This window comes from Bacillus sp. FSL K6-2971 (genome assembly GCF_038006405.1).
In the GTDB taxonomy this organism is placed as follows: Bacteria; Bacillota; Bacilli; order Bacillales; family Bacillaceae; genus Bacillus; species Bacillus pumilus.
Map to the genome: position 1 here is coordinate 1,232,215 of NZ_JBBOVD010000001.1, position 13,285 is coordinate 1,245,499.

The 13,285-nt window shown below is 41.5% G+C and carries 13 protein-coding genes and 1 other annotated feature; of the genes, 11 read left to right on the forward strand and 2 right to left on the reverse strand.

From position 1 onward, the window contains the following. Positions 1–62: 62 nt before the first annotated feature. Positions 63–1,025, forward strand: coding sequence for a BMP family ABC transporter substrate-binding protein (locus MHI33_RS06115; RefSeq protein WP_106067197.1), 963 nt, complete (start codon positions 63–65; stop codon positions 1,023–1,025). Between the two features lie 10 nt (positions 1,026–1,035). Then, on the forward strand, positions 1,036–1,233 hold the full coding sequence (locus tag MHI33_RS06120; RefSeq protein ID WP_003211983.1) for a ComZ family protein: 198 nt from the start codon (positions 1,036–1,038) through the stop codon (positions 1,231–1,233). 10 nt (positions 1,234–1,243) lie between these two features. On the opposite strand, the gene MHI33_RS06125 is transcribed toward MHI33_RS06120, so the two are convergent. After that, a complete protein-coding gene (locus MHI33_RS06125) occupies positions 1,244–1,477 on the reverse strand; it encodes a hypothetical protein (protein ID WP_319610399.1) in 234 nt (77 codons plus the stop codon). A gap of 169 nt (positions 1,478–1,646) precedes the next feature. Here MHI33_RS06125 and MHI33_RS06130 point away from each other — a divergent pair, with 169 nt between their 5' ends. From MHI33_RS06130 to MHI33_RS06170, 9 genes are all read left to right on the forward strand, one after another. Beyond that, positions 1,647–2,585 carry a beta-ketoacyl-ACP synthase III gene (locus MHI33_RS06130; RefSeq protein WP_003212296.1) on the forward strand — a complete coding sequence of 313 codons (939 nt, stop codon included), beginning with the start codon at positions 1,647–1,649 and terminating at the stop codon, positions 2,583–2,585. 21 nt (positions 2,586–2,606) lie between these two features. Continuing rightward, entirely contained in the window at positions 2,607–3,848 is a 1,242-nt protein-coding gene (gene fabF, locus MHI33_RS06135) for a beta-ketoacyl-ACP synthase II (protein WP_003211631.1), read from the forward strand. A 77-nt stretch (positions 3,849–3,925) separates the two neighbouring features. Then, entirely contained in the window at positions 3,926–4,720 is a 795-nt protein-coding gene (locus MHI33_RS06140; protein WP_185107555.1) for a DUF2268 domain-containing protein, read from the forward strand. A gap of 170 nt (positions 4,721–4,890) precedes the next feature. Next, the gene (locus MHI33_RS06145) at positions 4,891–5,871 is read left to right on the forward strand and encodes an ABC transporter ATP-binding protein (RefSeq protein WP_044139925.1); all 981 of its coding nucleotides are present in this window, start codon (positions 4,891–4,893) and stop codon (positions 5,869–5,871) included. Beyond that, positions 5,868–6,890: an ABC transporter ATP-binding protein gene (locus tag MHI33_RS06150; RefSeq protein WP_340909907.1), complete on the forward strand. Its 1,023-nt coding sequence runs from the start codon at positions 5,868–5,870 to the stop codon at positions 6,888–6,890. The genes MHI33_RS06145 and MHI33_RS06150 overlap by 4 nt, the downstream gene beginning before the upstream one ends. A gap of 83 nt (positions 6,891–6,973) precedes the next feature. Then, positions 6,974–8,608 (forward strand): peptide-binding protein, encoded by a 1,635-nt coding sequence (locus MHI33_RS06155; RefSeq protein WP_340909909.1) that lies wholly within the window; start codon positions 6,974–6,976, stop codon positions 8,606–8,608. A 133-nt stretch (positions 8,609–8,741) separates the two neighbouring features. Next, on the forward strand, positions 8,742–9,692 hold the full coding sequence (locus tag MHI33_RS06160; protein WP_044139928.1) for an ABC transporter permease: 951 nt from the start codon (positions 8,742–8,744) through the stop codon (positions 9,690–9,692). Positions 9,693–9,725: 33 nt separating this feature from the next. Further along, positions 9,726–10,625 (forward strand): oligopeptide ABC transporter permease, encoded by a 900-nt coding sequence (gene opp4C / locus MHI33_RS06165; protein WP_106064987.1) that lies wholly within the window; start codon positions 9,726–9,728, stop codon positions 10,623–10,625. 174 nt (positions 10,626–10,799) lie between these two features. Then, entirely contained in the window at positions 10,800–11,552 is a 753-nt protein-coding gene (locus tag MHI33_RS06170) for a YjbA family protein (RefSeq protein ID WP_050945290.1), read from the forward strand. A 35-nt stretch (positions 11,553–11,587) separates the two neighbouring features. On the opposite strand, the gene trpS is transcribed toward MHI33_RS06170, so the two are convergent. After that, positions 11,588–12,583, reverse strand: coding sequence for a tryptophan--tRNA ligase (gene trpS / locus MHI33_RS06175; RefSeq protein WP_012009563.1), 996 nt, complete (start codon positions 12,581–12,583; stop codon positions 11,588–11,590). Positions 12,584–12,636: 53 nt separating this feature from the next. Next, positions 12,637–12,855: a binding site (T-box leader), on the reverse strand. Between the last annotated feature and the right edge of the window lie 430 nt (positions 12,856–13,285).

Here is a 13,285-nt window from a genome sequence, read left to right on the forward strand (position 1 = left end):
AATAAACCTATATTTAACATACAGGTTCATGCCTGCATGTGGCAAAGGGAGTTGAACATGGCATGAAGTATCAGCGGCTTGTCATGATCTTTTCGTTCCTTCTCCTATTATCTGCCTGCTCACAGGCACCTTTAAAAGGACAGATTGAGAAGGTGGGTTTACTCGTCCCCGATACAATTAATGATCAAGTGTGGGGAACGAAAGGTTATAAAGGCTTATTAAGTATTCAATCGACATTTGGTGTAGATGTTTATTATAAGGAAGGAATGGTCGACAAAGAGAAAATCGTTGATGCCATTGAAGAATTTCACAAAAAAGGAGTCAATTTGATTATTGGCCATGGCAATGAATACAGCGAAATTTTCAACATCATTAGTGAAGATTATCCGAAAACACAATTTATCACGGTAAATGGAAACAAGCCTCAGGCGGATAATGTTGCGAATGTGACGTTTAAAGGTGAAGCGATGGGCTTTTTTGGAGGCATGACAGCAGCACATATGTCAAAATCAAAAAAGATTGGTATTCTTGCTACATATGATTGGCAAAGCGAAGTAGACGGCTTTATCAAAGGTGCAAAGTATCAAGATGAACATGTACAAGTGCTTGCCGAGTTTGTCGAAAACTGGGATGATGCGGACAAAGCCGTGGAGCTCTATCAAAAATTGAAAAAACAGGGCGTAGATGTTGTATATCCAGCAGGTGATGGTTATAATATCCCTGTCATTGAACAAATCAAAGCCGATAATTTATCAGCGATCGGATATGTCACCGATCAATCTAACCTCGGCAGCCATACTGTCTTAACAAGCACAGTCCAGCATGTGGATAAAGCGTATAGTATTATTGCGAAGAAATTTAATGAAGGCAAGCTAAATGCACAAGGTGAGTACTCCTTTGACTTTAAAGAAGGAGTGATCGAAATGGGGAAATTTAGTTCCACCATTGACCGTGCTTTTTTGAAAGACATTGAAAGTGATATTGCGTCTTACAAAAAAACTGGCAAACTGCCAAATGAAAAGTGAGGACAAGGCGATGCAGCACGAAAAATCGATGGAATTTTTACAAATTGCCATGAAGTATTTTCCGCAGGCAAAAGAAGAATTAGATAAAGCAGGTATTCAGCTTGAGCCCGAAGCTCTTCAGCCGCTTTTATCATTGTTTACATCTGTTATGCAAGAGGCTTATGAGCTTGGAAAAGCAGATGCAGAATCAGAAAAAGCCACAGAATAGTGGCTTTTTTTTATGATAATTTTTTTTTGAAGGCACTAATCATAGGGCCAACATCTTTAAACACAGGCTTCAGCTCATCGATGGAGTTCATAATGTTCCCAATTTGGTTCATGACATGCATGTAGTCAATGGACTCTTCACTTGAAGATGTCTCCACGCGTTCCTCCTTTGTTTCTTCCTTGCTTTTCTCCTTTTCAAGCGGCTGTCCAAACATCATAGCTGAAAAAATATCTTTTTGCGCCATATCAAATGCTCCTTTCTACTATTGGTATATCAATAATCTATGAAAAAAGTGAGAGGAAAGGTTAGACGTTTGTATTGCCAAGGAGAAAAAAATAAGTTAAAATTAGTACCAGATACTAATATAAGATCACAATATCACATGCTCGTATGAGTAAAAGGAGTCTTATTCAATGAATGCTGGAATTATTGGCCTTGGCCGCTATATACCTGAAAAAGTGTTAACAAATCTTGATTTAGAAAAAATGGTTGAAACTTCTGACGAATGGATTCGTACTAGAACAGGTATAGAAGAAAGAAGAATTGCTTCTGATGATGTCAATACATCACATATGGCGCTTGCTGCTGCAAAAAAAGCATTAGCTGACGCAAATGTAGCTGCAGAAGATATCGATATGATTCTTGTGGCGACAGTCACGCCAGATCAATCATTTCCGACAGTCGCTTGTATGATTCAAGAGCAGCTCGGTGCACATAAAGCATGTGCAATGGATATTAGCGCTGCGTGTGCTGGCTTTATGTACGGGCTTGTTACTGGAAAACAATTTATCGAATCAGGTACGTTCAAGCACGTACTCGTCGTTGGCGTTGAAAAACTTTCTCGCATTACCGACTGGGATGACCGCAATACTGCTGTTCTGTTTGGAGATGGAGCAGGGGCTGCTGTGTTAGGAGAGGTCAGCGAAGGGAAAGGAATTCTCTCATTTGAGCTTGGAGCCGATGGAAGAGGCGGTAAGCACTTGTACTTAGATGAAAAAGATCATACAATCATGAATGGACGAGAAGTATTTAAATTTGCTGTAAGACAAATGGGCGAGTCAAGCGTAAACGTCATCGAAAAAGCTGGACTATCAAAAGAAGACGTTGACTTCTTGATCCCGCATCAAGCAAACATTCGCATTATGGAAGCAGCCCGCGAACGCCTAGAGCTGCCAGTTGAAAAAATGTCGAAGACAGTCCATAAATATGGAAACACATCAGCAGCATCCATTCCAATTTCACTATGTGAAGAAATCGAAGCCGGAAAAATTCATGACGGCGATGTGATTGTAATGGTAGGTTTTGGTGGCGGATTAACGTGGGGCGCAATCGCTATGCGATGGGGCCGATAAAAGAGTGAGGTGCACAAATTAATGGATAAAAAACGAGTAGTTGTTACAGGATTAGGTGCTTTGACACCTCTTGGCAACGATGTAGAATCAACATGGAAAAATGCTTTAGCAGGTGTATCAGGAGTTGGACCGATCACACGTGTCGACTCAAGTGAATATACAGCAAAAGTGGCTGCAGAATTAAAAGATTTTAACATTGAAGATTACATGGAGAAAAAAGAAGCACGAAAAATGGCACGCTTCACGCAATATGCAGTCGTTGCTGCTCAAAAGGCGCTAGAAGATTCACGTCTTGAAATCACAGATGAAATCGCACCGCGTGTTGGTGTATGGGTTGGATCTGGTATTGGCGGACTTGAAACATTTGAAGAGCAGTTTGAAGTGTATTCAAATAAAGGGGCAAGACGCGTAAGCCCGTTTTTTGTTCCAATGATGATTCCAGATATGGCAACAGGCCAAATTTCAATTGCACTTGGCGCAAAAGGGGTTAACTCTTGTACTGTAACAGCATGTGCAACAGGTACAAACTCAATTGGTGATGCATTTAAAGTCATTCAGCGCGGAGATGCAGATGCGATGATCACAGGCGGAACAGAAGCGCCGTTAACAAAAATGTCGTTTGCTGGCTTCTGTGCGAACAAAGCTCTTTCGACAAATCCTGATCCAGAGACAGCAAGCCGTCCATTTGACAAAAACCGTGACGGATTTGTTATGGGAGAGGGCGCAGGGATTGTCGTTCTTGAAGAACTTGAGCATGCATTAAAACGTGGCGCGACGATTTATGCAGAAATTGTTGGATATGGATCAACTGGAGATGCGTATCATATTACAGCACCTGCTCCAAACGGAGAAGGCGGCGTACGCGCAATGAAAGAAGCGATTCGAGATGCTGGTTTGTCTGTGGAAGAAATTGATTATATCAATGCCCACGGAACAAGCACACCGTACAATGATAAATTTGAAACAATGGCGATTAAAGAAGTGTTCGGAGAGCATGCGAATCAGCTTGCGATCAGTTCGACAAAATCGATGACAGGTCACTTACTTGGTGCAGCAGGTGGAGTAGAAGCTATTTTCTCTGTGCTTGCGATTAAAGACAGTGTTATTCCTCCAACCATTAACCTTGTAACACCGGATGAAGAATGTGATCTTGATTATGTGGCAAATGAAGCACGTTCAAAAGAAGTACAAGTGGCTCTAAGTAACTCACTTGGCTTTGGCGGACACAATGCGACAATTATCTTTAAAAAATACGAAGCGTAATATTTCCTAGGAAAGCGGCGATCTATAAACAGATCGCTGCTTTTTTGCATATGATGAAAATGGAGGTGTTTAGCGGTATGGGTCTAGTCAATACACAATATCTCATTCATCAATCTTCATCATTTCAGGAGCTTGCGTCGCGCTTTGTTCCTTATTTTAAAGGGGCGGAGGAAAAAGAATGGTCCTCTATTCTCTCCCACCTGCAACATCACGGCATGATTCGGTCTTTTCGATCATGCAAAGACATGATCGACAAGCTCAAAGAAAAAGGGTACTTCCAGCTCGTCATGAAAGAATACAAGGCGCTCCAAAAGCAGTGGAAAGGCCCTGACATTCCAGTCTTTATTTTGCCAGTCAATGAGAGCAGTAAAGAAATTAGAGAGCAATTTTATTATCAATCCGGCATGGCATTTGACGACAAGGTCTTTCTCTTTTTGTCGCCAAATACCCCGAAAGAACGTATCGGCACATTGCTGACTCATGAATATCACCATGTATGCAGGTTGCATTTTCTCACGAAAGAAGAAAAAGATTTTACATTCCTTGATACAATCATGATGGAGGGGCTCGCTGAATATGCTGTGTATCATAGATACGGAGAAAGCTATACAGCCAAATGGACCACTCTCTATGACGAAACGCAGCTTCAGCGTATGTATCAGAAATGGGTATCCAGTCATCTTGATCAAAAAGTGCAGGACGACGAAAGACTGATACAGAACCTCCTTTATGGAAAAGGGAACTACCCCAAAATGCTTGGTTACGCCACTGGGTATTATATTGTGAAAAAGTATTTCAGTGAACACAGAATCAGCGAGGAGTCTATGATTGCAGAGCCGTCCGAAACTTTTTTAAAGGCGATAGACTCATAAAGTGAATGATTCACATAAAAAGAGACATATTACAAATTTACTAAATTCTTCTTGATTTCGTCATAACAATGTAATAATATACAAATATAAATTTTGATAATTCTTTTTATTCAAAAAAGACGGAATTTTTAGATTTAGTTCGATTGATTGATGGTGAAAGGGGCGAATACATGACCACGCTGCTTGAAGTGCAGAACTTAAAAACCTATTTTTTTCGAAAAAAAGAAGCGATACCTGCTGTAGATGGCGTTGATTTCAGCATCAACAGAGGAGAAACTGTTGCATTAGTCGGTGAGTCTGGATCTGGCAAAAGCATTACGTCCTTATCCATTATGGGCTTGATTAACGGCACTGGTGGAAAAATTATGGACGGTTCCATCAAGCTAGATGGTAAGGATCTCGTTACATATGGTGAAAAGGAATTATGCAGCATTCGTGGTAATGACGTGTCGATGATCTTTCAGGAGCCCATGACCTCACTCAATCCCGTCTTAACCATCGGGGAACAAATAACAGAAATCCTCATCTATCACAAAAAACTTTCAAAAAAAGAAGCGACGAAAAAAGCGATTGATCTGCTGAAGCTTGTTGGTTTTTCCAGACCGGAACAAATCATCAAAGATTATCCGCACCGTTTATCCGGCGGTATGCGGCAAAGAGTGATGATTGCCATTGCGCTAAGCTGTGATCCAAAGCTTCTCATTGCAGATGAACCGACAACGGCACTAGATGTGACCATTCAATCCCAGGTGCTCACATTGATGAAAGATTTATGCACGACATTTGGTACATCGATTCTCCTCATTACTCATGATCTAGGTGTCGTGTCTGAAGTGGCAGATCGAGTCATTGTCATGTACTGCGGACAGGTTGTTGAAAATGGGACCGTCGAAGAATTATTTGATCAGCCGCTGCATCCTTACACAGAAGGGCTGCTTGAATCGATTCCTGTCATTGACGGAGACATACAGCCGCTAACAGCGATAAAAGGGAATGTCCCTGCGCCAGATCAGCTTCCAGCCGGCTGCCGCTTTGCTCCTAGATGCCCGCAAGTGAAGGAGCGCTGCCTAGGTGAACTGCCTAAGCTGAGGACTTTTGAAAATGGCAGAAGCGTCAGATGCTTCTTATATGAGGAGGCAGACCAAACATGACTCTTGCTCAAAATCAACCACATGCAACAGATCTAATAGAGAAAGAAACCATTCTTGAACTGAAACAAATCAAAAAACATTTTCCGATTAAAGCAGGCGTCTTTCAGAAGAAAGTCGGTGCAGTCAAAGCTGTTGACGGCATAGATTTGAAGATTTATAAAGGTGAAACGTTAGGGATAGTGGGGGAATCAGGATGCGGTAAATCGACATTAGGCCGGACCATGATTCGTTTATATGAACCAACTGACGGTCAAATCCTTTTTAAAGGGCAAGATATCTCCCGTGTATCAGAATCAAAGCTAAGACAATCAACACGAAAAAACATCCAAATGGTTTTTCAAGATCCCTTTGCATCACTCAACCCTAGAAAAACACTTCGAAGCATCATCAAAGAACCCTACAAAACACACCACTTATATTCCTTAAAAGAAAGAAATGAAAAAGTAGAACAGCTTTTATCAAAGGTGGGCCTTCATCCAAGCTTTGCTAATCGCTATCCCCACGAATTTTCTGGCGGACAGAGGCAGCGAATCGGCATCGCTCGTGCGCTTGCCATGAATCCCGAAATGATCATCGCAGATGAGCCAGTATCAGCACTGGATGTATCCATTCAGGCGCAGGTGATTAATTTGATGGAGGAGCTTCAGGAGGAATTTGACCTGACCTATCTATTTATCTCTCACGACTTAAGTGTGGTCAGGCACATTAGTGATCGAGTCGGCGTGATGTATCTCGGCAAAATGATGGAGCTTGCCGATAAGCAAAGCCTGTACGATGAACCACTCCATCCATATACACAGGCACTGCTTTCTTCTGTACCTGTTACCCGTAAAAAGGGTCAGATCAAAAGAGAACGGATCATGCTTCAAGGCGATCTGCCAAGTCCTGCGAATCCGCCAAAAGGGTGCGTATTTCACACAAGATGCCCGCATGCGAAACAAATCTGTAAAGAAAAAATACCAGCATTTCAAGAATTAAAACCAAATCACTTCGTTGCCTGCCACCTCTACGACGCTTAATCAGCTTGGATGATTTCATCTTTGAGAGGGGGGATGAAGCGGCATCTGTCGTCATTTCTAAAAAAGGATAGGGGGAATTGTATATGAAAGGTAGAAATAGAAAATCCATTTTGATCAGTTTACTGCTGATTTTCACGCTCATGCTTGCGGCTTGCTCTAGTGGAAATAAAACCTCTGGAGACAGTGAAAAGAAATCCACCAGTAAACCTGTACAGGGCGGAGATCTTGTCATCGGTTCTATTGCAGAACCAACATTATTTAACTCGTTGTATTCAACAGATGTGGCTAGCTCTGATATTGAAGAAAGAATCTACAGCTTTTTGCTTCAAACGGACGGAAAGTTGAACCCTCAGCTATCACTCGCAGAAGATATTAAAGAATCTGATGACGGGAAGCAGTTTGATGTGACCATTAAAAAAGGCGTAAAGTTTCATGATGGAGAAGAATTGACAGCTGATGATGTTGTGTTTACATACAGCATTCCGATCAATAAGGACTACAACGGGGAGCGCGGATCAGGCTTTGAAGTATTAGATTCTGTTAAAAAGACAGGAGATTACTCAATCGAATTCAAGCTCAATAAAAAAGATCCTTATTTCTATAATGTCACACTAGGAAGCTATGGCATTTTGCCTAAGCATATTTTAGGTGATGTGCCTGTAAAGGATCTCGGTGAAAATGAATTTAACCGAAAAAAACCAATTGGTTCAGGTCCATTTAAATTTGCCGAGTGGAAAGAAGGCGACTACGTGAAACTAGAAGCCTTTGACGATTATTGGGATGGACGTCCATATCTTGATACCGTCACGATTAAAACCATTCCTGATCAGAACGCAGCGATTGCCCAGCTGTCAGCAGGTGATATTGATTTCTTTGCTGTACCGGGAGCAGAGCTGCAAACGGCTGAAAAAGTCAGCAACATTAAAATTGAATCTGATCTAGGGCTCAATTATTCATACATTGGCTGGAACCAGAAAAATGATCTGTTTAAAAGTAAAAAGGTCCGTCAAGCGCTGACACATGCCATTAATCGTCAAACGATTGTTGATCAAGTGTTAGATGGAGACGGCAAAGTAGCCAACATTCCAGAAAGTCCGCTGTCATGGAACTATCCAAAGAATGACAGTGTTCCAGTGTTTGAGTTTGATCAAGAAAAAGCGAAAAAGATGCTGAAAGAAGAGGGCTGGGAGGATACAGATGGAGATGGCTATCTTGATAAGGACGGCAAAAAATTCTCCTTTGTCATAAAGACCAACCAAGGAAACAAAGTCCGTGAAGATATTGCTGTCGTTGTCCAGCAGCAGCTCAAAGAAATTGGTGTGGAAGCGAAGCCGCAAATTGTGGAATTCAGTGCACTCATTGAGCAGACGACACCTCCTAAGTGGGATTATGATGCGTTGCTGCTCGGCTGGAGCCTTGCCACATTCCCTGATCAATTCAGCATCTTCCACTCAAGCCAGTCAGAAAAAGGCTTGAATAACATCTGGTATAAAAATGAGGAGGTCGATAAGCTGTTAGTGGATGCTAAGAACTTAAGCGATCGAAAAGAATATTCAAAGGCATATGAAAAAATTTATGAATTGATCGCAGAAGATCAGCCATATACGTTCCTTTATTATGCCAACTCACATCGTGCGATGCCATCTAATCTCCAAGGCTACTCTTACCACCCGAAAGATGAGTATTACAAAATCGAGAAATGGTGGATTGAACAGTAGGCTGCTAGTGAAAAAGGGGAAGGTTCTCCCCTTTCAGCGTGAAGTCACCAAAAAAGACAGAGGGCTAAAATAAAGACCATTTTAGCCCTTTTTCATCACAGTATGGCGATCCGATGAAAAAGGAGTTGTGCATATGGTTACATATATCATTAGAAGGACACTGCTTTCCATTCCCATCTTATTTGGGATTACCATTTTGTCCTTCGCCATTATGAAAGCAGCACCAGGCGATCCGATGTCACTTATGATGGACCCAACCATTAGTGCGGCAGACCGGGAAGCTTTTATTGATAAGTACGGCTTGAACGACCCTGAATATGTGCAGTATATGAAATGGCTTGGCAATATGCTTCAAGGTGACTTTGGCACCTCTATTGTTAAAAAGGGAACGCCTGTGGCTGATTTGATTTTTGCCCGGCTGCCAAATACCCTCATCCTCATGATCTTTTCTACATTAGTCGCCCTGATTATCGCCATCCCATTCGGTGTTCTTTCAGCAAAACGTCCATATACAAAGCTAGACTATGGCATTACGGTTACATCTTTTATCGGACTGGCTATTCCGAATTTTTGGTTTGGACTCATTCTAATAATGGTTTTATCTGTGAATTTAGGATGGTTCCCAACAGGCGGCGTCTCTACCTTAAATGCCGATTTTAATGTATTTGACCGGCTTCATCACATCATTTTACCAGCCTTTGTTTTAGCAACCGCTGATATGGCAGGGCTCACCCGATACACAAGGTCGAGTATGCTTGATGTCATGAGGCAGGATTACATTCGTACCGCAAGAGCGAAAGGCTTTCGAGAAAACAAAGTCATTTTCAAGCATGGGTTAAGAAACGGTCTTATGCCTGTCATTACGATTTTCGGATTGATGATTCCATCCTTTATTGGTGGTGCAGTCGTGGTGGAACAAATTTTCACTTGGCCAGGGCTTGGAAAGCTGTTCATTGATTCTGCCTTTTCGAGAGATTATCCGGTCATTATGGCGATGACTGTTATTTCCGCAGTGCTCGTGGTGGTTGGAAATTTAATAGCGGATATTCTCTATGCGATCGTTGATCCGCGTATTGAATATTAGAAGGGAGCTGAAGCACAATTGGCACAGCCTAATATGGGAACACCTCCTGTAGATATCAAATTAAAGGAAGGTCTTCCGCCAAAGCCAGAGACGATGCTGCGTTTATTTTGTGAGAAATTTTTCAAAAATAAATTGGCGGTTGCCGGCTCCGTGATCTTATTGGTCATTATCTTTTCAGCCATTTTCGCTCCAGTAATTGCCCCTTACGCACCAGAGCAGCAAGATTTATTAAAACGACTCCAGCCGCCAAGTGCTGAGCATTTGATGGGAACTGACAAGTTTGGTAGAGATATTTTCTCAAGGGTGCTTTATGGCGCGAGGGTCTCTTTATTAGTCGGTTTCGTCTCGGTGGTCGGTGCGATTACCATTGGCACGGTGGTCGGAGCGGTAGCGGGGTATTTCAAAGGATTTGTTGATTCCTTGTTAATGAGACTTGTGGATGTCGTGTTGTCGATTCCCGATATTTTTCTCTTGATCACGCTCGTTACCATTTTCAAACCGGGCATTGATAAATTGATTTTAATCTTTGCTTTGACCGGCTGGACCACAACCGCGAGACTGATCCGCAGTGAATTTTTATCACTACGAACAAGAGAATTCGTACTCGCAGCAAGAACCATTGGAACGAAAAACCATGTCATCATCTTTTCGCATATTTTACCGAACTGTATCGGTCCTATTATTGTGTCAGCTACACTAAAAGTAGGTTCCGTCATTTTAGCCGAATCAACGCTGAGCTATCTAGGGTTTGGCATACAGCCGCCAACAGCGAGCTGGGGCAACATGCTGCAAGATGCACAAAACTTCTCGATTATGGTGCAAGCGTGGTGGTATCCGCTCTTCCCAGGTTTACTGATATTGCTGACCGTTTTATGCTTTAATTTCTTAGGAGATGGACTGAGAGATGCGCTTGATCCTAAAAAGTTAAAGTAATGCCTCATTTTTATGACAAGATGAAAGGGACTCTGCGGCACCCTTGCTTTTCTTTATGTCATAAAGAAAAGCATGCCATCATTCACTCCGCTTGAAGTTTAATAAAGTTGGAATAATTTCTCTATCCCTTGACCATACTGTGGACAACAGTTTTTATAAAGTGAGGGATTGGTTATGTTATTTCTTCATGACGTATGGGTGAATTGGTTTGAAGGGGAAGAAAATGGCTACAATGTGTGTCATTTTCATGAGTGGCGCAAGGAGGACAGTGTGGAGCTGTTAGATCAAGTACCTTTACTCAAGGTGCAGAGTCCTTTGTATGATTACATAGAGAATGATCTTTCAGAGCTGCCGAAGACGCTGCTAGAATCTGTTTTTGAGAAATCATATATTCGAAAAAATCATGAACGGCGTAAATTAGAATATTGCTTTGTGGTGACAGACGGCATACGAATTATTGCTGTGGATACGATTGGGTATTCCATTCCTGTGAGGAAAAGCCGCTTAATCCCAAGGCAGGAGCAATTGGTGTATGAAATGGTGAAGGATGTGAAGGCTGAGGAATATGAATTCTCTCAGGACCGTCTTGAGTCGGCGAAGGAGTATCACATTTTGTCTTTGCCGCCGCAGCACATCAGCGGATTAACGAGAAAAGAAAGACAGCTGAAGCAGCTAATGTTTATGGCACTCGATCAATTAAAAGGTCTTCAAAACAGGGCGGAGATTGCGTATTGGTATACGGAATGGAATCCGCGCATGTACAATCAAATCAAACGAATGTCATTCGAAGAGATTTGGAATATGCTTTACAATGAAACCATTGATGGATGGTCAGAGAATCATTTAGCATTTTGTGAAAAAATGATTAAGGGACAGCCGTTTTTTGAAAAGCTTTGGGAAATGGAAAACGAATCAAAGGTGAATTAGAAAAAGCTTGCAGCGTGATGTGCTGCAAGCTTTTTTTATTTGCGCTTTCTACCTAGACCCATTGCATTCTCCATTTTTTTCAGCATTTTGTTTGCTGCGCGGTTTGCTTTTTCAGCACCTTCGTCAAGAATACGGTCAAGCTCGTCTGACTCAATAAGTTCATAGTATCGATCTTGAATTGGTTTTAAAGCATCAACGACGACGTTCGCAAGATCTCCCTTAAACTCGCCATACCCTTTGCCTTCATACTTTTGCTCAAGCTCTGCAATCGATATGTTACCTAAGACAGAGTAAATCGTCAGCAAGTTGGCGATCCCAGGCTTGTTTTCTTTGTCGTACTTAACGATGCCTTCTGAATCCGTCACAGCACTTTTGATTTTCTTTTCAAGCTGCTTTGGTTCATCTAATAAGGTAATGAACGATTTTTGGTTCGGATCGGATTTGCTCATCTTTTTTGTTGGATCTGCTAAAGACATAATCCGAGCGCCTTCTTTTGGAATCTTCACTTCAGGTACAGTGAAGATGTCATTGTATTTGCGGTTAAAACGTTCAGCAAGCGTTCTAGTCAATTCAAGATGCTGCTTTTGATCTTCTCCGACAGGGACTAAATCAGTACCATATAATAAGATATCGCCAGCCATTAATGGGGGATACGTTAATAGGCCTGAAACAACCGCTTCCTTACCAGCGGATTTGTCCTTAAATTGGGTCATTCTTTCTAATTCCCCAATATAAGCAACACATTGCAGCATCCATCCTGCCTGGGCGTGAGCAGGTACCTCTGATTGGATAAACAATGTCGCCTTCTCTGGATCAAGTCCAACTGCTAAATAAAGAGCTGCTAAGCTTCTAATATTTTGGCGTAGGGCTAGTCGGTCCTGACTCACTGTAATCGCATGCTGATCGACTACACAAAAATAGCCGTGATAATCATGCTGCAAATCGACAAATTGCTTCATCGCTCCAATATAGTTCCCCAATGTCACAGAACCGCTCGGCTGAATGCCTGAAAAAATTGTCTTTTTTGTCATACTAAAACCTCTTTTCTTCAATATAAAAAGGCCCACTCGTCACTTTTCAACAGAAAAGGGACGAATGAACCGTGGTACCACCCTTGTTATTTCACATGGAAATCACTCAAGACGTTGATATCGGAGACTGCTCCGTCTAAGCCTACTTACTTTCAAAAGTGTTCGGTTAGCTGCTCCAAAGCCCATTCCATACATGCCATTATCTGCTCGCACCGGCCGCAGACTCTCTGTAAATGGTGAATATATGTACTCTTCTTTTTCATCGCAACAGTATGTCTATCTATTATAAAGGATGACCATAAAAAAGTCACGAAGCCCTCATGTGACCTTCTCAGCATGTCGTTTGACACTTAAAATTTTAGATAAAATACCAACTATCTGTCAGAATTTTTTAAAAAAGGATGATTAATTATATGTATAAAACATTATTCCTGCTGAATTTGTTAAATTATTTTAATCAATTTCCGCTTTAATTTGTTGAAGTGATTGAGACTTTAGTTTATAAAAATCCCTCTTTATCCCCATTTACGTTTTTTAAAAATATATGAAATTGATATTGCAATAAATTATTCTATTCATTATAATTAATTTGTTCACACGTTTGTGCTAGGCTCTTTACATAGTGAAAATTCAGAAAAAACAAAAGAAATAGAAAGTAAGCTATTTAGGGACTTTTTTACGCTATTTCTTAAATCTGAATCT